21 protein-coding genes are annotated in these 25318 nt (G+C 69.7%); 7 read left to right on the top strand and 14 right to left on the bottom strand.

Going from position 1 to position 25318, the window contains the following annotated elements; all coding sequences use genetic code 11:
- Positions 1-16: 16 nt before the first annotated feature.
- Positions 17-1609 (top strand): carboxylesterase/lipase family protein, encoded by a 1593-nt coding sequence (locus tag AMYNI_RS0105740; protein ID WP_020667028.1) that lies wholly within the window; start codon positions 17-19, stop codon positions 1607-1609.
- Here AMYNI_RS0105740 and AMYNI_RS47040 read toward each other — a convergent pair.
- The 5 genes from AMYNI_RS47040 to AMYNI_RS0105710 all read right to left on the bottom strand — a co-directional run bounded on the left by AMYNI_RS47040 (position 1606) and on the right by AMYNI_RS0105710 (position 5500).
- Positions 1606-2235: a DUF4328 domain-containing protein gene (locus AMYNI_RS47040; protein ID WP_020667027.1), complete on the bottom strand. Its 630-nt coding sequence runs from the start codon at positions 2233-2235 to the stop codon at positions 1606-1608. The genes AMYNI_RS0105740 and AMYNI_RS47040 overlap by 4 nt on opposite strands.
- A gap of 76 nt (positions 2236-2311) precedes the next feature.
- Entirely contained in the window at positions 2312-2539 is a 228-nt protein-coding gene (locus tag AMYNI_RS0105730) for a helix-turn-helix domain-containing protein (protein WP_020667026.1), read from the bottom strand.
- 424 nt (positions 2540-2963) lie between these two features.
- A complete protein-coding gene (locus AMYNI_RS0105720; protein WP_020667024.1) occupies positions 2964-3158 on the bottom strand; it encodes a ferredoxin in 195 nt (64 codons plus the stop codon).
- A gap of 37 nt (positions 3159-3195) precedes the next feature.
- Positions 3196-4401 (bottom strand): cytochrome P450, encoded by a 1206-nt coding sequence (locus AMYNI_RS0105715; protein WP_020667023.1) that lies wholly within the window; start codon positions 4399-4401, stop codon positions 3196-3198.
- Positions 4402-4534: 133 nt separating this feature from the next.
- Positions 4535-5500: a ketopantoate reductase family protein gene (locus AMYNI_RS0105710; RefSeq protein WP_020667022.1), complete on the bottom strand. Its 966-nt coding sequence runs from the start codon at positions 5498-5500 to the stop codon at positions 4535-4537.
- Between the two features lie 89 nt (positions 5501-5589).
- Between AMYNI_RS0105710 and AMYNI_RS0105705 the strand changes: the two genes are divergently transcribed.
- The 3 genes from AMYNI_RS0105705 (at position 5590) to AMYNI_RS0105695 (ending at position 8919) form a co-directional block, all read left to right on the top strand.
- Positions 5590-6159 (top strand): TetR/AcrR family transcriptional regulator, encoded by a 570-nt coding sequence (locus AMYNI_RS0105705; protein WP_020667021.1) that lies wholly within the window; start codon positions 5590-5592, stop codon positions 6157-6159.
- 432 nt (positions 6160-6591) lie between these two features.
- Positions 6592-7758 (top strand): methyltransferase domain-containing protein, encoded by a 1167-nt coding sequence (locus AMYNI_RS0105700; protein WP_020667020.1) that lies wholly within the window; start codon positions 6592-6594, stop codon positions 7756-7758.
- Positions 7759-8073: 315 nt separating this feature from the next.
- Positions 8074-8919, top strand: coding sequence for a class I SAM-dependent methyltransferase (locus tag AMYNI_RS0105695; RefSeq protein ID WP_020667019.1), 846 nt, complete (start codon positions 8074-8076; stop codon positions 8917-8919).
- A 328-nt stretch (positions 8920-9247) separates the two neighbouring features.
- On the opposite strand, the gene AMYNI_RS0105690 is transcribed toward AMYNI_RS0105695, so the two are convergent.
- Positions 9248-10027 carry a class I SAM-dependent methyltransferase gene (locus AMYNI_RS0105690; RefSeq protein ID WP_020667018.1) on the bottom strand — a complete coding sequence of 260 codons (780 nt, stop codon included), beginning with the start codon at positions 10025-10027 and terminating at the stop codon, positions 9248-9250.
- Positions 10028-10218: 191 nt separating this feature from the next.
- Between AMYNI_RS0105690 and AMYNI_RS0105685 the strand changes: the two genes are divergently transcribed.
- Both AMYNI_RS0105685 and AMYNI_RS0105680 read left to right on the top strand, forming a co-directional pair.
- A complete protein-coding gene (locus AMYNI_RS0105685) occupies positions 10219-11742 on the top strand; it encodes an FAD-dependent oxidoreductase (RefSeq protein WP_020667017.1) in 1524 nt (507 codons plus the stop codon).
- 39 nt (positions 11743-11781) lie between these two features.
- Entirely contained in the window at positions 11782-12453 is a 672-nt protein-coding gene (locus AMYNI_RS0105680; protein WP_020667016.1) for an SGNH/GDSL hydrolase family protein, read from the top strand.
- Positions 12454-12530: 77 nt separating this feature from the next.
- Here the strand turns inward: AMYNI_RS0105680 and AMYNI_RS0105675 are convergent, their stop codons facing one another.
- Genes AMYNI_RS0105675 through AMYNI_RS0105650 form a run of 6 tightly spaced genes read right to left on the bottom strand, consistent with a single transcriptional unit; the run spans position 12531 to position 21591 of the window.
- Positions 12531-17375: a DUF6531 domain-containing protein gene (locus AMYNI_RS0105675; RefSeq protein ID WP_040406533.1), complete on the bottom strand. Its 4845-nt coding sequence runs from the start codon at positions 17373-17375 to the stop codon at positions 12531-12533.
- Positions 17372-17929, bottom strand: a complete 558-nt coding sequence (locus tag AMYNI_RS0105670; protein ID WP_020667015.1) for a YbaB/EbfC family nucleoid-associated protein — start codon at positions 17927-17929, stop codon at positions 17372-17374. The genes AMYNI_RS0105675 and AMYNI_RS0105670 overlap by 4 nt, the downstream gene beginning before the upstream one ends.
- Entirely contained in the window at positions 17926-18282 is a 357-nt protein-coding gene (locus tag AMYNI_RS0105665) for a type VII secretion target (protein WP_020667014.1), read from the bottom strand. The genes AMYNI_RS0105670 and AMYNI_RS0105665 overlap by 4 nt, the downstream gene beginning before the upstream one ends.
- 6 nt (positions 18283-18288) lie before the next feature.
- On the bottom strand, positions 18289-20199 hold the full coding sequence (locus AMYNI_RS0105660; RefSeq protein ID WP_020667013.1) for a hypothetical protein: 1911 nt from the start codon (positions 20197-20199) through the stop codon (positions 18289-18291).
- A complete protein-coding gene (locus AMYNI_RS0105655) occupies positions 20196-20705 on the bottom strand; it encodes a hypothetical protein (protein ID WP_245573879.1) in 510 nt (169 codons plus the stop codon). The genes AMYNI_RS0105660 and AMYNI_RS0105655 overlap by 4 nt, the downstream gene beginning before the upstream one ends.
- Positions 20706-20742: 37 nt before the next feature.
- Complete coding sequence (locus AMYNI_RS0105650) at positions 20743-21591, bottom strand: ESX secretion-associated protein EspG (protein WP_020667011.1); 849 nt, start codon at positions 21589-21591, stop codon at positions 20743-20745.
- A 269-nt stretch (positions 21592-21860) separates the two neighbouring features.
- Between AMYNI_RS0105650 and AMYNI_RS0105645 the strand changes: the two genes are divergently transcribed.
- Entirely contained in the window at positions 21861-22754 is an 894-nt protein-coding gene (locus AMYNI_RS0105645) for a LysR family transcriptional regulator (protein ID WP_040405541.1), read from the top strand.
- A gap of 35 nt (positions 22755-22789) precedes the next feature.
- Here AMYNI_RS0105645 and AMYNI_RS0105640 read toward each other — a convergent pair whose 3' ends face one another.
- The gene (locus AMYNI_RS0105640; RefSeq protein WP_020667009.1) at positions 22790-23545 is read right to left on the bottom strand and encodes an SDR family oxidoreductase; all 756 of its coding nucleotides are present in this window, start codon (positions 23543-23545) and stop codon (positions 22790-22792) included.
- Positions 23546-24018: 473 nt separating this feature from the next.
- Positions 24019-25284, bottom strand: coding sequence for a helix-turn-helix domain-containing protein (locus AMYNI_RS0105635; RefSeq protein ID WP_020667008.1), 1266 nt, complete (start codon positions 25282-25284; stop codon positions 24019-24021).
- Positions 25285-25318 lie beyond the last annotated feature (34 nt).

Below are 25318 nucleotides of genomic sequence, written 5' to 3'. Positions count from 1 at the left end.
CGCTTAGCGTTCTCGCATGGTCGAAATGAAGAGCAAGTACCGACGCTGGGGTCGCGCACTGGTGACGGTGCTGGCCGCCGCGCTCGCGGGGATCGCCGGAAGCGGCATCACGCCGGTCAGTGCGGTGGCCGGTGACGGTGCGGTCGTGCGCACCGACTCCGGCCCGGTCCGCGGCACCGACGCGGCCGGATACCGGAGTTTCCAGGGCATCCCGTTCGCCGCCCCGCCGGTCGGCGAGCTGCGCTGGCGTTCGCCGCGGCCGCCCGAGCCGTGGTCGCGGGTCCGGGACGCCACCAAGCCGGGCAACCGGTGCGCGCAGGGGCCGAGCATCAGCCCGCCGAGCACCGAAGAGGACTGCCTGTACCTCAACGTGACCACCCCCGCGGGGAAGGGCAGGCCGAAGCCGGTCATGGTGTGGCTGCACGGCGGTGGCCTGAGCTACGGGGCGGGCAGCGAGTTCGACGCGCACCGGCTCGCCGCCGGCGGGGACGTGGTGGTGGTGACGATCAACTACCGGCTGGGCTTGTTCGGCTTCCTCGGCTATCCGGGGCTGGCCGGCTCCGGCGGTTTCGGGCTGGAGGACCAGCAGGCCGCGTTGCGCTGGGTGCAGCGCAACGCCGCGGCCTTCGGCGGTGACGCGGGCAACGTGACCCTGTTCGGCCATTCCGGTGGCGCGATAGCAGTCTGCGGGCAGCTCACCTCGCCCTCGGCACGGGGACTGTTCCACCGGGCGATCATGCAGAGCGGCTCCTGTGCGCTCGACTGGCCGGAAAACGGGATCACCAACGGGATTCCGGCGGGTTCGGCCTGGCTGCCGCTGGCCGAGGTGCAGGAGAACGGTGCGGCACTGGCGGCCGCGAAGGGCTGCCCGGACCCGGCGACGGCGGTGGACTGCCTGCGCCGGCTGCCGGTGGCGGACCTGCTGCCGGATCCGCGGTCGGTGGTGCTGACCTCGCCCGCCTTCGGTAACGGGATACTGCCCGCCGATCCGGAGCGCGCGCTGGCCGAGGGCCGGTTCAACCGGGTGCCGGTGATGTCCGGCAGCACGCGTGACGAGCAACGCCTGCAGGCCGCCTTCCTGCCGCAGCCCTTCTCCGAGGAGCAGTACCAGCGGCTGCTCGGCACGGTCTTCGGCGACCAGGCGGCGCGGATCGCCGCCGAGTACCCGTCCGGTTCGCTCGGCTCGCCCGCGCTGGCCTGGGCGGCGGTCAGCACGGACCGGGTGTGGTCCTGCAACCAGCTCGTCGACGACAAGAGGCTCGCCAGGTGGACCCCGACCTACGGCTACGAGTTCGCAGACCGGCAGGCACCGACGTTCTTCCCGTTCCCGACGGACCTGCCGTCCGGGGCGTACCACAGCTCGGAGCTGGGCTACCTGTTCGACCAGGCGGGCCCGCCGCTGACCTTCACCCCCGAGCAGCAGTACCTTGCCGGGCAACTGATCCGCTACTGGTCACGGTTCGCCGCGACCGGCGATCCCAATGACCAAGGGCTGCCGCACTGGCCGCGGATGCGTGGGTCGAACGTCCAGTCCCTCGCCCCCGGCGCTATCCGGTCTGCCGATCTCTCCGCCGTGCACCGCTGCGACTTCTGGAGCACCGTGCGCTAGACCTCGGCGAGCGGCCCGGCCTCGTGATCTCGCGAGGCCGGGCTTTCGCCGATGCGGTGGATGATGTGGATGATCAGCACGGCGGCCCCGGTGAACAGGACGGCGGCGAGGGTGCCCTTCTTCAGGGCGGCGGTGAAGCCGTGTGCGGCCGCGTTCCCGAGTTCGGCCCGGATCGCGTACCGGTCGACGAGGAGGCTGCCGAGGAACAGTCCCCACCACCAGTCGACCGGCCGCTTGCTCCGCGCCGGGTCGGCCAGCCAGATGTCGGCCATGATCGTGTGCGGGTACCAGAGGTTCACCACCGGGCAGAACCAGGCGCCGAGCACCCAGCCGCGGCCCCGGCGATGGCGATGGGCCGCTGACCGGCGTTCCGCGTCGGCCCGCGCCAGCCAGAACCAGACCAGGAAGGTGCCGACCGCCGGGACGCAGAGCAGGTAGAAGATCCAGTTCACGGTCCCGGCGAGGTTCAGCGCCGCTTCCGTCCCGTCCAGGTGGGCGCGCCAGGCGGCCCAGACACCGGCGATGTCGGCCAGCGCGCACAGGGCGATCAGTACGCTGGCGGCGTTTCCCCACCTCCGGAGACCGCGCTGCGGCGCGTGGACTGCCGGCGACACGAGCTGGCTCACCTCGTCACCTCCCGCCGGACGCACTTCGCCCGGCACGCTACTAGATCCCCCGCACAACGGGCCAACACGCGCGGCGCTAGCCGGCGACGGTGAGGACCATGGCGACGCGAAGGCCCATGGTCTCGGCATAGGCCTGGAGATGGGCGATGCGAACTTCGCTGCGGAGGCCCTTCTCTATCCGGCACACGGTGGCCGGGTCGACACCCATCCGATGAGCCACGTCCTTCTGCGTGAGGCCCTGCTTATGGCGCAGGCGAATCAGTTCGGCCATCAGGAACGTGTACTCGGCGCCGTTGGTCTCCATCTTTTCCTTCTGCCGGGGCGCCCGGATGGCCGCCGAGAACGGGATTTCCGTTTCGGCAGCGATATTCTTAGTCGCATTCCCAGCACTGATAGTCGACTGTCCACTTCAGACCGCAAAGGAGGGCGATCTCGGTCCCGGCCGGCTGGAGACCCTCGATGGTGGCGATATGCCATCGGTCCCCGAACACCATCCGCATCTACGCCAACCAGATCCAAGTCCTCACACTGCGAAATGCCGAACTGGATGACGAGCTCCGCCGACACGGCGGCCAGGACGCCAGCGTGATTCGGTTAGGTCGAGGCACACTGTCACGCGGCAGGGACCCTTCGTGAGAGTTCGCCCTGTTTGAGCGGACACGCGCCGTTCAGCGTCCCACACCGATCAGCGTGATCGTTTCAGGCTGTAGGGCCATCCACGGATTGACTCACTCTTCCAGGGAGAGGGCCTGGCTGGGGCACACGTGCGCCGCTTCGCGTGCCTTCTCGACCAGCTCGCCCTCCGGTGTCTCGTTCAGCACGATGATTGTGCCGTCGTCCTCGCTCTGGTCGAACAGCGCGGGCTCAGTGAGCACACACTGTCCGGCACCGACGCACTTGCTGGTGTCCACGATGATCTTCATGGCCTCTCCTCCTGAGGTGGGGATGGCAGTTCGTCCGCTACCAGGTCACCGGGAGCTGGTAGAGGCCGTAGATGTTCGCGTCGTCCTTGAACGGCAGCTCGTCGACATCCACCGCGAGCTCCAGGCTGGGGACGCGGCGGAACAGCGTGTCGAACACGATCTGGAGTTCCATCCGAGCCAGGTTCTGGCCCAGGCACTGGTGCGGCCCGAACCCGAACGCGACGTGGTGGCGCGCGCCGCGTTCGATGTCGAGCTCGTCCGGGTTCTCGAATGCCCGCGGGTCCCGGTTGGCCGAATGACCGAGCGCCAGCACTCCTTCGCCGGCGCGGATCAGCTGCCCGCCGACCTCGATGTCCTCGACGCACAGCCGGGCCGTCGCCACATCGATGATCGTGAAGTATCGCAGCATCTCCTCGACTGCGTTGAGCGTTTTGCCGGGGTCGGCCTTGATCATCGCGAGCTGCTCCGGGTTGCGCAGGAACGCCACGGTCGACAGCGAGATCATGTTCGCCGTCGTCTCGTGGCCGGCCACGAGCAGCAGCAAGCCCATGCCGGCCAGCGACGTCCTCCGGTAGGTGCCGTCCGCGCGCAGCTTGACGATCTGCCGCCCGAGCAGGTCGTCCGGCGGGTTATGTTCCTTCTCCGCGATGAGGTCGGCCATATAGCCCTGGATGGCCTCCATCGCCGCCCACCGCTCCTCGGGCGGCGTCGACTGCTTGATCACCTTCACCGTGTTCTCCTGGAAGAACTCATGGTCGGCGTAGGGCACACCCAGCATCTCGCAGATCACCAGTGACGGAACCGGCAGGGACAGCGCGTCCACCAGGTCACCGGGCCGCGGCCCGGCCAGCAGCGCGTCGATCCGCTCGTTGACGATCTCCTGGATCCGCGGCCGCAGCGCCTCCAACCGGCGCACCGTGAACTCGCCGAGTACGGCCCTGCGCGCCGGCCCGTGCTCGGGCGCGTCCATCGCGATCAGGAAGCGCTCCTCGTCCGGCCGCCGGGACGCCGCCTCGCCCTCGACCAGCGCCGGGAAGTCCGGATGCTGCCGGTCGGCGCTGAACCGCCGGTCGTTCAACGCGGTTCGCACGTCCTCGTGGCGGCTGACCACCCAGGCCCACCCTCCGTCGGGCAGACGAACCCGCGAGACCGGCTCTTGTTCGCGGATTTCTTCATACGCCGGTGGCGGCGCGAACGGGCACGTGCGGGCCATGGGGAACTCGTGCTTCTCGGCGGTAGTCATGACTTTTTCCTTCCACGACGTCACGGACAGGCGATAGAGGCTGGACAGCGAAAAGCCGTGTGTGAACGGCAGTTGCTCGACGGTGCGACCGGGTTGGCTCTGTGGTGCGGCGGGACCGACAACATCGGAGGATTCAGACTCGGTCCGTCCCCTCACGGGCAAAGAGCGGTTCTGCCGCTTCTAGTCGTGGTACTGAGATGCCCAGTCGTCGTGCTTCGGCCAGGGTGTCCCGGCAGATCTCGCGGGGCTCTTCAGCGTTGGGGTCGGACTGCGCTGCGAGACTTACGCGTGCGAGCGCGACATGAGCGGTCAGCCAGGCGAGTACGGGTGCGGTCAGCCAGGTGGGTGCCCGGAACGGCAGCACACCGCCGCGGTGTCGTTGCAGGTCGACGCCGCGCGCTTGGAGGAGCGGCAGTAGTTCGCGGCCGGCTAGCAGTCCTTCGCGTAGGTTGTTCGTGGACCCGGCCAGTTTGGACAGGGAACCCAGCCGTAGGCCCTGCGAGAACAGGCCGGCGTCCGAGGCGAAGTGGACCCACAGCCAGCCGCGGAAGTCGGGCTGCTCCTTGATTCGGAGCCCGGCTTCGCGAAACGCCTGGCGCGCGGCTCGCTCCCGGTCGGTCGGGGGCTGGCCGAGGGTGCCGAAGATGACCGAGGGCAGCAGTGCCCCGTTGAGCACGCCGTTCTCGTCGAAACCGCCACCGGCTTGGGGAAAGCCCCAGGCGAGTTGGTCGAGGGGGAGTGTGCCGATCGCGGTGAGTGGCTCGGTCCAGAGGTTGCCGAAGATCAGGATCGTGGCCTGGCTGACACGCGGGGCCAGGAAGGCTGTCGCTTCTGGGAGGCGGTGGTGGGGCACGCTGAGCACGATCAGGTCGAAGTCGTGGTCGGGCTCCAGCGCCTCGCGGTAGCGCACCGGCCACTTCTCCACGACGCGCTGTCCCCACACTCGGCGCCGCGTATCGACCAGGTCGAGGTCCACCGCGTCTTCGTAGGTCGCTGCGCGACCCGGCCGGACGTAGAACTCGACGTCATGCCCCGACTGGTGCAGGGTCCAGCCGTAGATGGTGGCGATCACGCCTCGGCCGAACATCAGGATCTTCACGTGGTACCTCGTGGGGTAGGATCGATTTGGAGGTAATCTCCACTTTCAAAATATGGAGATAATCTCCATTTGTCAACGCGAGGGAGCGCATGAACGCCGCCAAGCCACTGCGAGCCGACGCTCAGCGCAAGCGCGAGGCCCTGCTCGCCACCGCTAGGGAAGTCTTCGACGCCGGTGACTTCTTCGACCTGCGCTTCGACGATTTCGCCCGCCTGGCCGGGGTGGGCACCGGCACGCTGTACCGCCACTTCCCCACTCGGGAAGCGCTGGCCGAGGCGGTCTACCACGGAGAAGTCGCCACGCTGTGCGACCGCGCCCGCCAGTTACAGGCCACGCTGCCCGCAGCGCAGGCTTTGGCGACCTTCCTACGCAACATGGTCGACCACATAGCCGCCCACCAGGGCCTCGCCCGGACACTGGCCACGCTATGGTCCGACCGCTCAGGTGTCCTCGCCGAGGGCAGCCGAGCGCTGGAGCAGGCTGTCACCGACCTGGTGGCCGCCGCCGTGAAGGACGGCGCCGTCCGCGACGACGTGGATGCCGGTGCCGTCATGATGGCCCTGCATGGCATCGGCGCGGCTCATGACCGTCCCAACTGGCGGGCCGAAGCCGACGACGTCATCACCCTCGTGCTGGACGGGCTGCGCCGCCCGCTATGACAAGGTGCGACACGAGGTCGCATGCCGCGAGCCAAGGATCCGGTTAGTGGTACCGCGGCGACGATGCGGTCCGGGGTGGTCACCCGGCTGATGCCGGCTACACCTGTGAAATTTCAGGATGCGTGCGAGAGCGAGGAGGCGCGGTTCAGTTGGTTCTGGCGAACTCGGCCGCCACCGGTGCGAATGTGTCCCGATGTGGGCCGCGTGCGTTTCGGAACAGGTCGAGGACGACAGCGATCGAGACTGTCACCTGGTTGTGAGCCGTGCTCGCTCGTTTGCCGCATGTTCGGTCGTGGCCGATCTCGGTACCGTTCCTTATATGGGCAAACGCGAAAAACCGGACCCCGCTGAGGGCGACCGACAGCCCCCTCCCGGGTCGCCGCCGCCACCGCCTCGGGAACCGCCGCCCGGCAAGCATGGCAAGCGTGATCGTTGAACCAGCGGTGGTCCTCGCTGGTCGAGCTGCTCGGTGAGAAAGGGCACCTGACCGAGCAGTGGAAGAGGCCGTTTCTCGCGGTGGATCGCGAACGGTTCATCCCGGAGACCATCTGGCGTCCGAAACCGGACGGTCGCGGTTACTTACCGGTGCGCAGAGACGAAGATCCGGTGGCCTGGCGAGAGCCCATTCACCGCGACGAGTTCATCGTCACCCAGGTCGACGACGGCGTACCGGCAAGGCCGGACGGTATCGGCCGCAGCATCACTTCCTCCTCGTCCATGCCCGGGGTCATGGCGGCGATGCTCAAGGCGATGGATGTGACGGACGGCCTCCGGGTACTGGAGATCGGGACCGGGACCGGGTACAACACCGCGCTGCTGTGCGAACGCCTCGGCAGCGAGCAGGTGACCACGGTGGAAATCGACCAGGAGGTGTCGACCCACGCCCGAGCCGCGCTTGCGTCAGCGGGGTACACGCCCGCGCTGGTCTGCGCCGACGGTGAAAAGGGCTGGCCCGGTCGCGCGCCCTACGACCGGGTCCTTTCCACAGTGGGTGTCCGGGGTGCCGTACCGAGCGCGTGGATCGAACAGACCCGGCCGGGCGGCGTCATCGTGACGCCGTGGGCCACGGCCTATCTCGCTTTCGCGCTGGCTCGCCTCGTGGTGGACTCCGATGGCACCGCTTCGGGCCGTTTTGCCGACCGTGCCGCCTTCATGGATCTCCGCGGCCGGCGACCGGACCGCTACATACCCCAGCCCGACGACCAGCCCGGTGCCACCGAATCGACCAGCCCCTTGCATCCATGGCACGTCACGGGCGACTTCCAGGGTGGTGCGTTCGCGGTGTCGGTTCTGCTCCCGGACTGCGAACAGGACGTCGCGTACCGGAGTGACGACCGCTCCGCCTACGAACTGCTGACCTGGGACACCGCCCACACCTCATGGGCGACCGTCGAGGTCAACCCGCAGGCGCAGGACGCGGGCAGGTATCCGGTCCGCCAGTACGGTCCCCGGCACCTGTGGGACGAGATCGAGGCCGCGTACGCCTGGTGGACGAGGCGGGAACGGCCGGACTACACCCGATTCGGCCTGACCGTCACCCCTGGGCGGCAATGGATATGGCTCGATCATCCGGCTGACACGGTGCGCGAGTTTCTGTAGGTTCCCAAACCCGATGGCACTTTCTCAATGATCTTGGCACCTGGTTTGCACTTGTGCCATCGGCGCGAGACCTGCCGCTGGCCATCATCGTTGCCTTGATCTCTTGGGCCGTCTGGGTGGTGTCGCCGACTGGCTGCCCTGCCTCGCGACGTCGCTGGCGTGCCCGGCCGTTTGGAGGATCCCGATGGCGAGCAGATCGTGGCTGCCAGGCGATCTGGCTATGGCCGTCGGGGCGCTTCAGGCGCATCCTATGAAGTGCGCGGAGTGGGTGGGTGTGGGCCAGCATGCTGGGTTCTGGCCGGCAAGGAGGAATGCATGGAAAGCGCGTCGAGCAGGACCGCGATGTTTGCGGCTGTGTCGCGTGGATTGTTTCGCCTGGAGACGGCGTCGCCGTGGGTACTGGACGATGTGCTGGCCCTGGTGCTTGTCGGCCCGGTATGGCAGCAGCTGCGAGACCAGTTCGATCCGCTGTTCCCCGGCCCGGTCCGTAGCGAGGCCCGTGCGGCTGTCTGCACCCGCAGCCGGTACGCCGAGGACCGGCTGGCTGCTGGTGCCTTCACGCAGTACGTGATTCTCGGCGCGGGGCTTGACTCGTTCGCGTGGCGGCGGCCGGATCTGCTCGGCTCGCTGACGGTGTTCGAGGTTGATCACCCTGCCTCCCAGGCCTGGAAGCTCGAGCGGGTCAGAGATCTCGGCCTGCCGCTCAGTGCCTCACAGGTATTCGTACCGGTTGATTTCGAGGCCGGACCGGTTCAGGATGTTCTGGGCGCGGCCGGGTTCGACTGGGCGCAGCCGGCGATGTTCTGCTGGACGGGCGTCGCCCCTTATCTGACGGCACAGGCGATCGAGTCGACGTTGCACACGATCGCGGCGGCTGCTCCCGGGTCTGAGGTGGTGTTCTCCTACCGGGCCGAGGACGCTGCGCTCGACGACGCGGGGACGGAATACGCCCGTATCTACACACCGATCGCGGCTTCTGTCGGCGAGCCTCTTCAGCCTGGCTGGCCGGTATCCGAGATCGAGAGGCTGGTCAGCCGGTGCGGGCTGAAGGTCGTGGACCACCCCGCACGTGCAGACCTCCAGGAGCGGTACTTCGCCGGCCGTACCGATGGCCTGCGGCCCTATACCTTCGAGACCCTGGTGACCGCGCGGGTCACCTGAGCGAGCGCGGGCCACGTCGGCAACTTCACCGTCTGCGAGGGCCAGGCGGTGACGGTACGGCAGAGCCATCACGCCACTATGTCGGGTGAGCGCCGGGCCGAGTTTCTGGCTGCGGGCTTTCGCGTCGGCCGGGCCCTCGTTGGCCCCGGCCATCGACTGTTTGACCCGTGGGGGTTATGGGCGTGGTTGTGTGTTGCGGAGTCGGATGCCACTGAGCCGAGAGTGCTGATGGTCAGGCGTCCCAAAATGGCCAGAGTTCGGTCAGCACGCGGAGTTGGAGCAGTCTGGTCGCATGCTTACGGTGCTCTCCTTCGTCGGTTGATGGCTTTCACAGCTGCCGGACGCGGAGTACGCCGGTCAGCATCGGGAGGGTGAACTCGCCGCCGGCGGTTTCCTGGCTGCTCGTGAGGAAAGCGCGGATCCGGCCGAGGGTGGCCGCTCGTTCCTGTTCCGGCATGACCAGCATCCCTGCGCGCGTCGCGATTGTCGCGGCGAGGGAGTCGGCGGTGCGACGCTGACCGTGCGGGAACTCGGTCTGTTCCGGCGAGCCGAACCGGGCGACCAGGCCGTTGTCGGGAAGGTGCAAGCCTGCCGTCGCGGCGCGCCAGCTGCTGAGCGTGTCACGCGGGCCGATGGCCGCGCTTCCGCTGACCCGCTCGAGTCCGGCGACCCAGCCGACCCGGTCGTCCATGACGTTCCACAGGCCGGCCAGGATGCCGCCGGGTGCGAGGACCCTGGCTAGCTCGGGCCCCGCGACGGCCATGTCGAACCAGTGCAGGGCGTTTCCGGCCAGTACGGCGTCGACGGAGGCGTCCGGCAGCGGTATCGCCTCGGCGCTACCGGGCAGCGCGCGGACAGCAGGCAGCGCGCGGCGCAGCTCGGTCAGCATCGCCGGGTCGGGCTCGACCGCGATGACGTCGGCGCCCAGCGCGACCAGCGCGCCGGTCAGCTTGCCGGTTCCGGCCCCGAGGTCCAGCACGCGCGGGCCGGGCGCGGGTTCCAGCGCCCAGCGCACCGCGGCCGGCGCGTAGTCCGGGCGGTGCTCCGCGTATGCGGTCGCCGCGGCGCCGAACGACGAGGCGTGACGTAGCCGTTCGTTCTGTTCCATGCGGCGATCCTAGGAGTACCGGGAGGGGCAAATAGCCGACTTTTTGCCCTGCTTCAGTGCGCGGACACGGCGCGGGTGACAGGGCGCCGCCAGGCGGATGCCAGTCGCGTGTGCGGGCCGTGGCAGTGGGGCGCGTCAGTCTTGCCGTCGAGGGCCGGGTGCGGCCCGCAACGGGAGGGGAGAAAGACATCATGAGCGACTTCGCGCAGGACGTGGTGATAGTGGGCGCGGGCCCGGTTGGTTTGTTCCTCGCCTGCGAACTCGGTCTCGCGGGCTGCTCCGTGCTGGTGCTCGAGCGGGAGCCGGAACCCGGCACTCCGTGGCGACAGGCCCCGCTCGGGATGCGGGGGCTGTCCGCCACGTCGGTCGAGGCGTTCCACCGCCGCGGGATGCTGCACCCGCTGCTGACGGAATCGGGTATCGACGACTATTCCGGCGCGGACGACGAGCCGGTGGCCCCTCGCGGCGTGGGGCACTTCGGCGGCATGGTGCTCGACCCGGCCAAGGTGGATCTCGCCGCGCTGCCGTTCCGGTTTCCCAGCCCCGCGATGGACGGCGTGCTGACGAACCTGGAAGCGGTCGAGTCGGTGCTGGCCGAGCGGGCGGCCAAGCTCGGCGTGGAGATCAGGCGCGGGGTCACCGTGGACGCCATCGAGCAGTACGAAGGGAGCGTGGTCGTGCACGCCGGCGAGCACGAGTACGCGGCGCGCTGGCTCGTCGGCTGCGACGGCGGCCGCAGCGCGGTGCGCAGGCTGGCGGGCTTCGAGTTCGTCGGCACCGAGCCGCAGCTCACCGGCTACGTCATGCTCGCCACGGTCGCCGATCCCGACGAGCTGAGCCCCGGGATCAACCTGACGCCGACGGGCATGTACATCCGGCTGCCCGCGGAACGGTACATCGGCATGATGGACTTCGACGGCGGCGCGTTCGATCGCTCGCGGCCGCCGGCTCGCGACCATCTCCAGGCGGTGCTGCGCCGGGTGTCCGGCACCGACGTGACGTTGACCGACGTCCAGCTCGCGTCGAGTTTCACCGACCGGGCGATGCGGACGACGACCTACCGCCGCGGTCGCGTCCTGCTCGCGGGCGACGCGGCGCACGTCCATTCCCCGCTCGGCGGGCAGGGACTCAACCTCGGCCTCGGTGACGCGATGAACCTGGGCTGGAAGCTCGCAGCGACCGTGCACGGGCACGCACCGGACGGGCTCCTCGACACGTTCACCCACGAGCGCAACCCCGTCGCCGCTTCGGTGCTCGACTGGTCGCGGGCCCAGGTGGCGGTGATGCGGCCGGACCCGCATGCCCAGGCGATCCAAGGAGTGGTTCGCGACCTGCTCGCGACCCGGGACGGAACGACCTACGCCTTCGAGCGGATGTCGGGAGCGTCGATCCGCCACGACCTCGGCAGCGAGCGGCCGCTGGTCGGCCGCAACGCCCCGGACTTCCTTCTCGAGGACGACACTCGCCTCGGCGACCTGACGCAGGACGGATTAGGTGTCGTGCTCGATTTCAGCACCGACCGACGCTTGCACGATTCGGCGCTGCGCTGGGAAAGCCGGCTCCGGTATGCGGCCGGTGCGGCGAAGAACGATCTCGGACTGGGTGCCGTGCTCGTCCGACCGGACGGCATCGTCGCCTGGGCGGGCGATCGCGACTTCGACCGGAAAGCGTTCGAGCGCGCGGTAAGCCGGTGGTTCGGCGCTCCGGAGAGCTGAGCGGCATTCCCTTCACCGGAACAACTTCAAGGAGTACACATGACGATCACCCTCCGGCCGGGCAGCACCGTGGTGTTCACCGGCGATTCGACCACCGACTGCCAGCGGCGGGAGAGCGAGGACGGCCTCGGGTTCGGCTATCCGCTGCGCATTGCGGGCGAGTGGGGCTTCCGGCACACGAACCGCCCGGTGACCTGGCTGAACGCCGGGATCGGCGGCGACAAGGTGATGGACCTCGAAGCCCGCTGGCAGGCTGACGTGCTGGACGCGCGCCCGGACGTGGTGTCGATTCTCGCCGGGGTCAACGACATGGGCTGGCACACGCTGGATCCGGAGAAGGGGTACGTGATCCCCGTGGCGGAGTTCGAAGCGGGTTATGACCGCTTGCTCGCGCCACTGGCCGCGGCCGGCACGGAGCTGATCCTCATCGAGCCGTTCCTGCTGCCGATCCACGGCGTCGTCGAAGCCGGTGGCGGTCGCGTGCTCATCGGTGAGGAAGAGCGCAAGGAATGGCGCGCCGATCTGGACCCGAAGATCGAGGTCGTGCACAAACTCGCCGACGAGTATGGCGCGTACCTGATCGCCGCCGACAGCATGTTCGCCGAACTCGCCGCGACGACCGGGCCGGAGTACTGGGCCGCGGACGGCGTGCACCCGACTCCGGCAGGTCACGCCGCGCTCGCGGCGGCCTGGCTGCACCTGGTCGCCTGACCGTGAAGTCCGTGAAGGCCACCTTGCCTACCTTCAAGGTAGGCAAGGTGGCCTTCACGGACAGCGGGAGGGCGGGGTCAGAGGGACGGGTACTTGGAGAAGTCGTGGCCCTTGGAGCCCTTCTTCCAGTCGACCCAGCCGCCGTTGCCGTCGGGGGCGCGGAGCTTGCCGGTGATGGTGTCCATCTGGGTGCCCGGCGGCGGCAGTTCGGCCAGCGGGTTCATCCCCTGGCGATCCATCTTCGCCACCATGTCCGGGGTGACGCCGGTGTACTTCACGTCGAATTCGACGTACTTCCGGATGGACCTTTCGTGGGCGTTGGGGGAGTTGGGGAACCTGACCTCGTCACTGACCTTGATCTTGTAGTCGACACCGATTCCGTCGAGCCCGTTCTGCTTGAAGGCCCCGCCCTGCGTCCGGCCCACCAGCTCTTTGAGGCTGCTCTCCACATGGTTCTTGTGCGCGCTGTTCGCCTTGCTGGTGAACGGGGTCAGGTTGTGGGACTTCCCGGGGCCGCCGAGGTTGTCGTTCAGCATGTGCCCCTTGATCCACGTGTTGGAGACGCCGTTCTGCTTGAGGTAGGCGAGCAGTTCCGGGGATGGGGTCCGGCCGGTCTTACCGGGGTTGATGAGGTTGTTGACGTCGGTCAGCTCGTTCCGTCCCGGCGAGTTGCCACTCTGCTGGTAGTTGGAGTTCTTGTTGTAGTGCGCAGATTGGCTGGTGCCGCCGCCCTGCTTCTGCGTCCGGCCCTTGCCGATGCCAGGGTCGGGGCGGCGCTTCGGTGCCGGGCGTTTGAGTGCGCTGGGACCGACGTTCCCGGGGCGCTTCGGCGGGCGCTTCGCCTTGGCGGCCGCGGCCACCGGGCAATTCTTCGCCGTCCTCACCCTGGTCAGGCCGAGCGGGTCGGCGGCCGCGAGCGGGTTGGGCACGTAGCCGGCCGGGTTCGGGGCGGGCCCGAGGCCGAGCGGGTCCTGACTGGTGTAGCGCCCGGTGGCCGGATCGTAGTAGCGGTAGACGTTGTAGTGCAGCCCGGTCTCCGGGTCGGCGTACTGCCCGGGGAATCGCAGCGGCGTGCTCGCGGTGCCCGGCGGGGCCGGGAGCATCTTGCCCCACAGCCCGGACCGGCCGTGCCAGGCCAGCGAACCGTAGGGATCCACCAGGTCGACCGGGGTGCCGACCAGGTCGGTGACGATCGAGTAGAACCGCCGGTCGGTGTCGTCGCCGTAGCGCTCGGCCTGGGCGATCGGCCGGTCGTCCTCGGGATGACGTTCCCAGGTCAGCACCTGCCGGTTGCCCATGGCGTCGCTGTGCACCTGCTCGATCAGGGTGGCGTCGTCCCAGGCGTAGTCGATCCGCTCGACCACTGAACCGTTCGTGCCCAGCCGGAGTTTGGCGATGCGGCGCCCGATCGGGTCGTAGAGATAGCGCCACTGGCCGCCGTCCGGGGTGCTCACCGCGACCAGCTGGTCGCGGGAGTCCCAGCCGTAGGACCAGATCTGCGCGCCGACGGTGCGCTGCACCAGCCTGCCCTGCTGGTCGTACCGGTAGCCGACCGCGCCCGCGCCGAGCAGGGTGTTCCCGGCGTAGTGCCGGCCGCCGAGCTCGGCCTCCGGCGGCCACGAACCGTCCACAGAGGACAGCACGATGTTGCCGGCCGCGTCGTAGCGGTAGCTTTCGCGGTGGTCCGCCGCGGCCACCTCGACCACCCGGCCCGCCGGGTCGAGATCGAACCGGACCGGACCGGAGACCGCGTCCGAGATCCCGGTCAGGCTGCCGTCCGGCCGGTAGTCGAACCGGCGCTGCTGCACGGTCGCGGGCCCTGCCGTGACGGCCTGCCCGGTGAGCTGGTCGGCGGCGTCGAAGGACTGGGTCAGCGTGACCAGCTCGTCCACGGTCCGCCGGATCTCCCGGCCCGCCCGGTCGTGGTCGAAGCGCAGCAGGTGCCCACCGGTGCTGAGCGTTTCCGGGTTGCCCAGCGCGTCGTAGGTCCACGAACTGTCCACACCGGACGGTGTGCGGCGGTGCAGCAGCCGGCCCGCCTGGTCGTAGCTGAACAGCACGCTCCGGTCGTTGATCGTCTCCCGCAGCACCCGGCCCGCGGGGTCCCGCTCGAACTCCAGTACCGCTTCCGGGCTCACCGCGCGGACCAGCCTGCCGACCGGGTCGTAGGTGTAGCCGGTGACACCGGACGGGGTGCGGCACTCGACCACGTTGCCCAGCGCGTCGTGCGCGTACTCGGTGACCTCGCCCGCGCCGTTGACCGAGCGCACCAGCTGGCCGGCCGCGTCGTAGGAGAAGCGCAGCACGCGGCCGTCGAAGTCCTTCTCCTCGACCAGCCTGCCCGCGGCGTCGTAGGTGTACTGCCAGCTCAGCCCGGACGGGTTGGTCACCGAAGTCAGCCGCAGCTCGGTGTCGTAGCCGTAGCTGGTGCGCGCGCCGGCCGGGTCCACCGTCGCGAAGACCAGCCCGAACGGGCCGTACTCGTTGCGGGTCGCGTGCCCGGCCGCGTCGACGTATTCGAGCTCGTTGCCCTCGCCGTCGTAGCGCCAGAGCTCCTGGCCGCCGGTCCGGTCGACCCTGGACGCCTTGAGCCCCTCCACGGTCCAGCCGAGCCGGGTCTGCCCGCCGAGCGGATCGGTGACCACCCTCGGCCGCCCGAACAGGTCGCGGTCCTGCCGTGCCGTCTCCGGCTCGTACTCCTCCAGGAGGCGCTCGTAGTCGAACGGGGTGGCCACGCCGAGCTGTTCGGCGGTGTGATCCGGCGCGTCTCCCGGGCTGTCGCCGTAGACCCGCAGCCAGACGCGCTCACCGTCGACCACGCTGATCGACAGCGGGCCCTCCTCGTCGTCGTCCACCCGCAGCACGCTGCCGTCCGGTCGCCGCACCTCGGTGAGCAGGCCGATCTCGTCGTAGGTGTAGCGGGTGTTCCGGCCGAGCGGGTCGGTCCTGGAGAGCAGGTGGTCGTAGCGGTCCCACTCGTACTCGGTGACCTGGCCGAGCGGATTCACCTCGCGCACGGTCTGGTTCGCGTCGTTCAGGTGGAACTCGCTGATGTGGCCGAGCGAGTCGGTGTGCGTGGTGATCAGCCGGGTCCGGTCGTAGCCGAAGACGCTGTCCAGGAAACCCTTGTCCCCCACGGTGCGCACGCAGCGGCCGTTGCTGTCGTAGAGATACCGGTACCAGGAACCGACGCGGTCCTGCCAGCCGGTCAGCCTGCCGTGGCCGTCGTAGTCGAACACCATCGGCTTGCCAGAGGAGTTGACCACCTGGTTCAGCCGGCCGCGCTCGTCGTAGCCGTACCGCACGACCGGCACGGCGACTCCCTGCGCGGGGTCGAGCACCCGCACGGCGGTGATCCGGCCGCCTTCGGTGCCCAGCTCGGCCAGGTACCCGGCGGTGTGCCGGAGTTGTTTCGGCGCACCGGTTTCGTCGTAGGAGATGTCGAGCCGCTGGTCCTCGTCGTCGCCGGTGACCGCGAGCAGTGCCGGCTCGTCCCGGCCCGGTACGGCACCGAACAGCCACGTGCGCGGCCGGATGGGGTCCTCCAGCAGGTAACCGCCGTCCGGGGTCGCGCTCAGCGGCCAGCGCGGACCCTCCACCGGGAGCACCGGCGTGTCGCCCGAGGGCAGCGGGTAGGTCAGGATCATGCCGTCCGGCGAGAAGTAGCTGACGTGCTCCCCGTCGATCTCGAGACGTTGGTCCAAAGTGGACGACCAGGACGGGCCGAACCAGCGGCCGGTCCGGTACGAGGAGACGTGCGTGCGCTCCAGCAGCATTTCCGGTGCCGCCGGCAGTTCCAGGTCGGTCTGCCGCAGCACCACCTCGCCGGTGGCGATGTCCACCGGGTCGCCCTTGGTCTTCCGGGTCTGCTCGCCGACCGCGTTGCCCCGCGGGTTGTTCGGCGGACCGTTGTTGGTCTTGGGCGGCGGCGGTTCGGCATTGCCGTTGGTCTTGGGCGGTGGTGGTACCGGATCCGGCTTCGCGGACGACGGGCCGGTGCCTTCGCCGCCGCCGCCCTTGCCCTCGGTCTTGGGCGGTGGTGGTACCGGATCCGGCTTCGCAGAGGACGGGCCGGTGCCTTCGCCGTCCGGCTTACCGCGCGGCACGTCCTTGACCTCAGGGCCGTCCGAGATGCCCTTCTGCTTCGGCGGCGGGCTTCCCTTACCAGGCTGGATCTTCTTCAGCGCCCCGGCGGCGTCGGAGAACAGGTCGCCCGCCTTCTTCAGCAGCGGCGACAGCGCCTTGAGCGCGTCCACCAGCCGCTTGGTCAGGGTCGCGATCTGGGATGCGGTCTTGGCCACCGCGGTGACCACCTGCGGCACCACCCAGGTCAGCCCGATGCCCAGGGTGAACAGCACCTGCAGCGCCCAGCTGATCAGGTGGCCGACCAGCTCGGCGATGATGTCGCGGACCAGCGCGCGCACCGCGGCGACCACCTCGCCCGCGGTCTTGATCCCGCTCGACGCCCCGTCGGAGGCCTCCTTCGCGGTGGTCAGCAGGGCGACCGTGTCCGCGGCACGCGTCCGGTAGGCGTCCCCGGAGACGCCCTCCCAGGTCACCGTGTCGTTGGCGACCATGCCGGTCATGTCCTCGCCGATGCTGCCCAGCTCGGTGGCGATGTTCTTCCAGGTCTCCGAGTGCGCCTTGATCTCGTCCGGGTCACCGGCCAGCGCGTCGAGCGCCTCCTTGAGCGGGCCGACGTGCTCCATCAGCCAGCCGACCCCGGCCGCCAGTATCGCGCCGAACGGGTCCAGCACGGTGGCGATGGCCTCCAGCGCGGTGCCCACCGCGCCGAGCGCTATCGAGGCCCAGTCCCCGCTCTGGATGGCCTTGTTCAGGTCCATCGCGGACTCCGCCAGCGGGATCCCGGAATAGGCCTCGGTGCTGGACTTGACGTCCGCGATCAGCGGGTTGTCGGTCACCACGGATTGTTGTCCTCGTCTTCACTGTCTTCAGTGTTCGTAGGGTTCTTGGCGGCTCCGGAGGGTCCGGCGTCCGACGGCCGCGCCTGGCCACCCGGTTCGGGCGTGGCGGGCGGTTCGGCGGCGGGCGGCTCGGGAGCCGGCTCGTCTTCGGCGTCCGGGTCGGGGAACCTGGACCGCAGGCTGTCCAGCATCACCGTCCTGGTCTCCAGGTCCTCGTCACCGAGCTGCTCGGCCATCACCTCGCCGACCCGGCCGGCGATATCCGCCTGCGCGCGCCGCATGGTGGTCAGGATCTGCGCCGAAAGCTCCGGCAACGGCATCGTGCGCGCCTTGTTCGCGAACTCCAGGTCGGTGACGCTGCCGTCCGCGCGCACGGTCACCCGGACCGAACCGTCGCCGTTGCTGGCGGTCAGCCGGATCTGCTCGGCCTCCGCCTGCGCCGCCTGGTAGCGCTGCGCCTTGCGGGCGAAACCCTGCGCCCACTCGTCGACCCGCGCCTGTGCCTCATCCGGGTCGCGGCTGAAGGACCCGAGTCCGTTCGGAGTCGTCACGCCGCACCTCCTGCTGTCTTGTTCTGGACGGATCGCTGGACGGAGTCCATCTTGCTGGCCTGCTTCGAGAAGGGTTCGGCGTGGGTCTCTTCGCTTTCCCGGTAGGTGTCCGCGGCGGTCCGCACGTTGTCCGCGGTGTTGCGGACGCCGTCGGTGGCGGCAGCCATTGCTTCGCCGGCCTTCTCCTCCATCGGGTTCACGATCAACGGCATGAACGCGCACAGCAGCCCGTAGGCGCCGTCCGACATGCTTACCGTCTTCGCCGCCGAAGCGGCCGTGCCTAGCCTGTCCACCAAGCCGTCCAGATGACTGGCGTGCGCGACCAGGTCGTCCGGGGAAACCTCATAGGGCACGAAACGTCACTTCCAGTCTTTGTTCTTCCAGTCACCGATCACCGGCGGGGCGACCACGTCCTCCGCCGCGAACATGTCCGGATCGTCCGACTCGAGATATTCGGCGACCCGGTACTCCTTGTCCTCTTCGCCGCCCTTGCCGCCACCGGCACCGGCGCCCATCGGCATGCCGCCCATGGCACCGCCGGCGCCCCTGCCGCCGGCCGCGCCCGCCGCACCGGCCGCCGCGGCTCCGCCCCGGACGCCGGGTTCCGCCGCTCCGGTGGCCGGGCCGCCCGAGCCTGGCCCGCCGCCCGTGCCCGCCGCGCCGCCGATGCCGCCGACGCCTTTGCCGCCACCACCACCGGGAATGCCGCCGAGGGAACCGCCGGAAATTCGGCCGCCCGCAGGACCGCCGCCGGTCGGGCCGCCGAGCCGGTTGGCGATGTTGTCGCTGACACCGCCGGTCCGGCCGATGGTCGGCAGCCTTTCGGTGCCCGGCTTGCCGCCGCCCGGGATGCCCGGGATGGGGCCGGAGTAGGGGCGGTCGGAGTTGCCGGGGTTGGTGGTGGGCCCGCCGAAGGAGGGCGGGATGGGCGGAATCCGCGGAGGCGTTGGCCGAGGGCCTGAGCTGCCCGGGGTGGTGATCTCGCTGCCGGGACCGCCGAAGTTGGGTACGCGCGGGGAACCGCCCGGAACCGAACCCCCCGGGCCGCCCGGGATCGGCGGCACCTGCCGGGCACCGGGACCGCCCTGCTCGCCGCCACCGGGGTTGCCGCCCTGCGGGAAGTTGGGGGCGTTGAAGCCTTTGGGTGCCCCGGGGGAGTTGGGGGCGCCGGGGGAGTTGAAGCCCTGCGGGGAGACGACGCCCAGCGGGGCATTGGGGCTACCGGGGCCGCCAGGGCCACCGGAGGCAGCGGGAATGCTCGGGGTGTTGAAGCCCTTCGGCGCGGTGGGGGAGCCGGGGGAGCTGTCGCCGTTGAAGCCCTGCTGGGAAGTGCCCGTGTCGGGGATGTTGAAGCCCTGCGGCGAACTGGAGCCCGGCCGCTTGGCGGCGGAGAAGGGCACCAGCCCGCCCGCGGTCGGGTCGAGCTTCGGCGGAGCGGCGAAGGCCGGGGTGGTGGTGGCCCCGCCGACGGTCTCGTCGAACTGGGTCATGATCTGCGCGGCGTGCCCCTTGGCGGCCTGCTGCGACCGGTAGGTCTCCAGGTCCTGGTTCACCTGCAGACCCAGCTGGACCGGGTCGGTGATCTGCTGCCACTTCGCGCTCGCCTCGGCCGGCGAGAACTCCACCGGCGGGTTCGCGGCCATCTGCTTCTGCGTCTCGTTGAGCGTCTGCGAATGGATCTGCTGCTGCCGCCCGGCCAGGGTGGCCCCGCGGGCGGTGCTGCCCAGCCACTGCCCGACCTGGGCCAGGTGGGTACGGGCGGCGTCGCCGCCGCCCCCCTCCCAGTTGCCGAGGCTGTCGTTGATCGCCTCCGCCAGTGCCTCCTGGTGCCCGACCAGCTCGTTGCCGAGGCGCACCCATTCCTCGGAGGACTCGGCCACCACCGCGGGGTCGGCGTGCTCCGAGATCGCCGAGTTCATCTGCTCGTGCGAGGCGTTGGCCCAGACGGTCTGCGGGGCCCCACCGGTCTCGCGCAGCTCCAGCCCGTCGCCCAATTCCTTGCGCGCCTCTTCGATCCGCTCGGTGTACCGCTGCTGGATCTGCGAGTCGCGGGTGAGCGGCAGGATCAGCTTGAGCAGCCAGTTGTCCGTTGCCGCGAGCTGCCCGTCGACCTCCGCGTTCACCTCCTTGGCCACCTCGGCGCGGATTTCGTCGCCGGACTGCGACTCGGAGCTGATCGGGCCGACGTAGTACTGCGAGTCCGGGTCGGCGGTCGGGTCGTAGAACGGGCCGTCCGGGTCGAACCCGCCGCTCGAGTCGGTGATCTTCATTCCTGCGGCTCCAGCTTGCCGAGCGCGTCACGGGTGTCGTCGTCGCGCTGCTGATAGTTCTGTTTCGCCTGCTTGATCGCGTCGATGTACTTCGGGAACTCGGCGCGGGCCTCCTGCAACTGGGTGAGCAGGCCGCGCTCGTCGGCCGCGGTGGCGACCATGTGCCCGGAGACCCAGCGCGCGGTGCTGGTCCCGCTCAGCGGCGGGTCCTTCTGCAGCTTCTGCAGCTCCTCCCAGCGCGCGGTGAGGCTGTCCAGCACCCCTTCCAGGGACTTGATCATCCGGTCGCCGGTGGACTCGTCCACCGCGAACCCGCGGTTGCGCGCCATGGTCTGCAGCTCGGTCCCGCTCAACCCCATGGACATGCGCTCCAGGGGCGCGGTGGCCTCGGCGGGCTCGGCGGTTTTGGCGGCCTGGAAGGGCTCGGTGCGCTCGGCGGGCATCGCGTCCGTCCGGGTGGCCGCCAACGGGGCCATTACCTGCCTGGCGTCTGTTTCTTCGCTCATATCGGATCAGTCCTGTGTGTCCGTGTTTCAGTCCCGGTCAGTACACGCTGGAGATCAGTTCCTGGATGGCGGCCGTGACCTGCGCCCGGCCCGCCGGGGCGTACCGAGCGGTCACGGTGCCGCCCTCGTCGTCGGTGTGCACCAGATAGCGGCCCTGTTCGGTGTCGAGCCAGGTCACCGGCTGGGCCGAGCGCCGCTCGTCGTGGCGGCCGTGCCCGTTCGCGGTCAAATAGCCGCCACCTTGCCGCGGTCCAGCCAGAATCTCGGCCAGCATCGTGTCGTCGTCGGCGGCGGCGGGCCGCTCCCGGCGGGACGACCGGCCGGGCCTGACCACCCCGCGCAGCTGGATGTTGCCGAAGGCGTCGGTCTCGTCCTCGTCGTGCTCGGCCTCGGCGAGCCGCCGCGCGGCCATCGCCGACTGCGGCTGGTCCGCCCGGCGCCGCACGGTGAGGGTGCCGCCCGGCGCGGCCGGTACCGCGGGCAGCACACCGGTGAGCACCTCGACCAGCTCGTCGTCGGAGAACAGCGAGAACTGCAGCTCGTCCTCGCCGGGTGGCTGCGTGATGCCCAGCGCCTGCGCGCCGTCGGTCAGGGTCAGCACCGCGATGTCGTCCCCGCGCCCGTCGATCCCGGTGATGGCGACCGAGACCCGGTGCCCGCCGAACAGCTCGAACGCGGTGCGCACCGCTCGGTTGAGCTCGCCAGAGACGGACAGCCGCCGATCTTCCAAGTCCCGGTAGACCTGTTTGGCGAGTTTCACGAAACGGACCGGATCGACGGTGCTGTTGCGGATCCGCAGCGGAAATTGCCGCACGTCCACGTCGAGTGCCTGTCCCACGATGCTCGCTTCGATGCTGCCCAGCGTGAATTCGAACCGCTCAGCCATGTCCCTCCAGTGCCGCCTTTCCTAAGGACGCGTCCGTGCTCGCCTGGTTGCTGCTCGGCGCTGAGAAACATCGAAAATCATCGACGTGGATCCTGAAATCGGACCATACCACGCTATCCAGCACGGGAAAGGCCGCGTTCGAGTGTCGCCGGTTCCACCAATGGACAGTCCACAAGGGACTGTCCGGATAGCGCTCAGATGAGCGGGGTGTCATCCTTTTTCCGCAGTTCACCGGTGGTGGATCGTAGGCTGGGGCGAGGAGGGCACAGGTGACAGTGGACTTGCGGAAGCTCGAACATTTCGTGGCGGTGGTGGAGGAACTCGGCTTCACCAGGGCCGCCGCCCGGCTGCATCTGAGCCAGCAGGCGCTGAGCACGTCCATCCGGGCACTGGAGCGGGATGTCGGCACGCCGCTGCTCGACCGGACCGGGCAGCAGACCGTAGTACTGCCTGCCGGGCGGGCGCTGTACGAGGACGCGCGAGCGCTGCTGGCCGCCGCCGAGGCGGCCACGTCGCGGGCCCGCCGCATCGGGCAGGGGGAGCGCGGCCCGCTGCGGATCGGGCACACCCCCGCGGTCACCGCGCAGGAGATCACCGGGCTGCTCGGCGCGCTGCGGGCGGCGGACCCGGAGATCCCGGTGACCGTCCGGCAGCTGTTCCCCGGGTCGCTGGCGGAGCGGCTCCTGGCTGGTGAGATCGACCTCGCGCTCGGCCGGGTGCTGTCCCCGCCGCGCGGGCTGGCCGCGGCCACCATCGGCGAGCACCGGCTCCGGGTCGCGGTACGGGCCGGGCACCGGCTGGCCGGGCGTGACTGGCTGGAAGGTGCGGACCTGGCGGGGGAGCGGCTGATGCTCTGGGCACCGCCGGGCCACTCCGGTTACACCGACCTGCTGCTCGGCGAGCTGCGCCGGGCCGGCGCCGAACCGGAGTTCGAGGTCAACCCGGTGCAAGGCACCCCGCCGGTCACCGCGGTACTGGGCAACGACTGTTTCGCGCTGGTCACCGCGCCGCCGGGGCCCGCGGCGGACGGCGCGGTGCGGGTGCTGGACCTGCGCCCGGCCGTCTTCGTGCCGCTGCAGGCGATGTGGCTGGACAGTGGCGGCTCCGAAGTGCGCGACGCGTTCCTCGCCGCCGCGAAGGCCGCCGTCGCCCCTCCGGGATGACGGCGGCCCGATGACGCGGGTGTCACCGCGTGGTCTCAACGCGTGGTGTAGCCGCCGTTGGCGAAAATGGTCTGGCCGGTGATCCACCAGCCGTCGGTGGCCAGGAAACGGACCAGCGGCGCGATGTCCTCGATCCGGGTCAGCTGGTTGCGCAGCGCCTGCGACTTGTGGAACTCCACCCTTTCCGGGGTTTCCTGCGGGTAGAAGAACGGTGTGTCCATCGGTCCCGGCGCCACATTGGTGACCGAGATACCGCGCGCCGCGAATTCCTTCGACGCCGCCCTGGTGAAATGCTCCAGCGGCGCCTTGCCGCCGGCGTAGGTGGAATAGCCGTCGGTGTAGGCGGCGAGCAGCGAGGTGACCAGGCTGATGATCTTCCCCTCGTTGTTGATCCGCTTACCGGCCTCCTGGACGAAGAAGTACGCGGCTTTGGCGTTGATGGCGAACATCTCGTCGTATTCGGTTTCCGTGGTGTCCACAATGGGCTTGCGCAGCACCCGGCCGGTGGTGTTCACGGCCACGTCCACCCCGCCGAAGTTCGCGATCGCGGTGTCGAAGAGCGCACGGACCGCGTCCACCTTGGTGAGATCGCCCTGGACTGCGATCGCCTTGGTCCCGTTCCGGCGCACCGCGTCCACCGTCTTCTCCGCGTCGTCGCGGCTGCCGTCACCGTGGTAGTGCACTACGATGTCCGCGCCCTCGGCGGCGAGGGTGGTGCTGATCAGGCCGCCGAGGTTCTTCGCGCCGCCGGCTATGACGGCGACCTTGCCACGCAACGAACGGTCAGTCATGAAAAGCCTTCCGATTCGGTTCAGTAACTGTCGGTGAAGGCGGAAACTCCTTCGAGATCGACGTTAGGAGTGAATCCCGGCAATGGGAAACACATACTTCCTGTGACCCCACAAGCTCGTTGGATGACCCCTAATAGGCGGACTTCGGCCGAATGGTGGAACGGTTATTTTCAGCTCGCGCCGAAACCGCCTTCGCATTGCCCCGGGAACTGCCCGTCGGTGCCGGTGCCGCGGCCTATCTTTTGGGATCGGGAGACCCTCAAAGAAGGAGAGTCCATCGCATGTGCGACGCGCAGGCCAGCACGGTCCGGTCGCGCCCGCCGTTGTACGGCAACGAAAGCGCGGCGCCGGAGCACGGGAAACGGCGCCGGGGGCAGCGCCCGGCCGGCACCTTCGAGGGAAAAGCGGTCAGTGCGGATCCGGCGCCGGCCGCCGCGCCGGCGGCCAGGACACCCCGGGCATCAGACCGGGCATCAGACCTTCGAAAGCTCGCGTTGGAAGCAGAGCGAGCGCACCAGGTCCAGGGTGCGGAAGCGGACCCGGTCCGCGCCGTCGGCAGGGCGGACCACGCCCCGCACCAGCAGCCGGCGGACCAGCTGCGCGCAGGACGCCGGCGGCACGCCGGTCAGCTCGGCTGCTTCACCGATCGACCAGCCGGAGTCCACCGCGGCCAGCCTGCCCAGCAGCGAGCTCTCCGCGGCGTCCAGCGAATCCACCGCGCGGCCGAGCAGTTCGCGCAGGCCGGGCGCGCCGTCGCCGGTCACCGGGCGGCCGAGCAGATCGAACGGGTCGGCGGTGACGTGCTCGAGCAGCACCTCGGGTTCGTAGACCAGGAACCAGGACGCGGCGGCCTCCAGCGCCACCGGCACGCCGTCCAGTCGCCGGCAGAGCGCGGCCAGCGCGCCGGCGTTCGCCAGTGTCAGCTCGAACCGGGGATGCACCTGCCGGATCGCCCTGGTGAGCAGCCGCAGCGAGGGCACCGCGGCGAGCTCGGCCAGGTCGTGCGCGCGGCCGGGCTTTGGCACTGCGAGCGGAGCCAGCGGGAAGATGCGTTCCCCCGGAGCGTCGAAGGGTTCGCGGGCGGTGCTGAGCACGCGCAGCCCGCGGCACTCGCCGAGCAGAGTGGTCAGCCGGTCCAGCGAGACCTGCTCCGGTTCGCAGCCGTCCAGTACCAGCAGCGCGGGCTGGCTGCCGAGCAGCGAGGACAGTTCGTCCGCGGAACTGCCGGAGGTGAGCAGGCCGGCCACCGCGGCCTGGGTGCGGCTCACCGTCGCCGGCCGGTTCGCGGCGTACCACAGCACCGGCATCCGGCTGGTGCCGTGCAGCACCCCGGCCACTTCCAGCGCGATCCTGGTCTTGCCGACCCCGCTCAGCCCGGCGATGGTGACCATGCGCTGGTCACCGGAGGCGAGCAGCTCGTGCAGCACGGCCACCTCGGACTCCCGGCCGACCAGCGAGTCCAGCGGTGCCGGCGGGGGAGCGGGCCATTCCAGGTCGCCGGCCGCGTTGCGGGCGGCCAGCTCGAACTCCGTCCTGACCCGGCCGGACAGGCCGAGGCCGTCGGCGATCAGCCGCACGGTGTCCCGCCGCGGGCGATGGGCGCGACCGAGCTCCAGGTCGCGGATCGCGCGCACGCTCACCGTGGAGAGGTCGGCAAGCTGCCGCTGGGTCGCCCCCTGTCGAATCCGGTGGGCACGCAAAAGGCTGCCGAAGGTGTTCTTTGGGGAATGGCCGTCCATGTGACTCCCGCCGCCGCGCACCGAATAGTTCGGT

The organism is Amycolatopsis nigrescens CSC17Ta-90, from assembly GCF_000384315.1.
GTDB classification, from domain to species: Bacteria; Actinomycetota; Actinomycetes; order Mycobacteriales; family Pseudonocardiaceae; genus Amycolatopsis; species Amycolatopsis nigrescens.
The sequence above is the reverse complement of the archived record's forward strand: the minus strand, read 5'-3'. Positions and strand labels throughout refer to the sequence as shown.

Coding starts and splice junctions, on each gene's coding strand:
- AMYNI_RS0105695 (WP_020667019.1), top strand. CDS start 8,074: ATGGAAAGCGCGTCGAGCAGGACCGCGATGTTTGCGGCTGTGTCGCGT.
- AMYNI_RS0105720 (WP_020667024.1), bottom strand. CDS start 3,158: ATGAAGATCATCGTGGACACCAGCAAGTGCGTCGGTGCCGGACAGTGT.
- AMYNI_RS0105650 (WP_020667011.1), bottom strand. CDS start 21,591: ATGGCTGAGCGGTTCGAATTCACGCTGGGCAGCATCGAAGCGAGCATC.
- AMYNI_RS0105705 (WP_020667021.1), top strand. CDS start 5,590: ATGAACGCCGCCAAGCCACTGCGAGCCGACGCTCAGCGCAAGCGCGAG.
- AMYNI_RS0105660 (WP_020667013.1), bottom strand. CDS start 20,199: ATGAAGATCACCGACTCGAGCGGCGGGTTCGACCCGGACGGCCCGTTC.
- AMYNI_RS0105715 (WP_020667023.1), bottom strand. CDS start 4,401: ATGACTACCGCCGAGAAGCACGAGTTCCCCATGGCCCGCACGTGCCCG.
- AMYNI_RS0105680 (WP_020667016.1), top strand. CDS start 11,782: ATGACGATCACCCTCCGGCCGGGCAGCACCGTGGTGTTCACCGGCGAT.
- AMYNI_RS0105690 (WP_020667018.1), bottom strand. CDS start 10,027: ATGGAACAGAACGAACGGCTACGTCACGCCTCGTCGTTCGGCGCCGCG.
- AMYNI_RS0105685 (WP_020667017.1), top strand. CDS start 10,219: ATGAGCGACTTCGCGCAGGACGTGGTGATAGTGGGCGCGGGCCCGGTT.
- AMYNI_RS0105740 (WP_020667028.1), top strand. CDS start 17: ATGGTCGAAATGAAGAGCAAGTACCGACGCTGGGGTCGCGCACTGGTG.
- AMYNI_RS0105730 (WP_020667026.1), bottom strand. CDS start 2,539: ATGGAGACCAACGGCGCCGAGTACACGTTCCTGATGGCCGAACTGATT.
- AMYNI_RS0105640 (WP_020667009.1), bottom strand. CDS start 23,545: ATGACTGACCGTTCGTTGCGTGGCAAGGTCGCCGTCATAGCCGGCGGC.
- AMYNI_RS0105635 (WP_020667008.1), bottom strand. CDS start 25,284: ATGGACGGCCATTCCCCAAAGAACACCTTCGGCAGCCTTTTGCGTGCC.
- AMYNI_RS0105655 (WP_245573879.1), bottom strand. CDS start 20,705: ATGAGCGAAGAAACAGACGCCAGGCAGGTAATGGCCCCGTTGGCGGCC.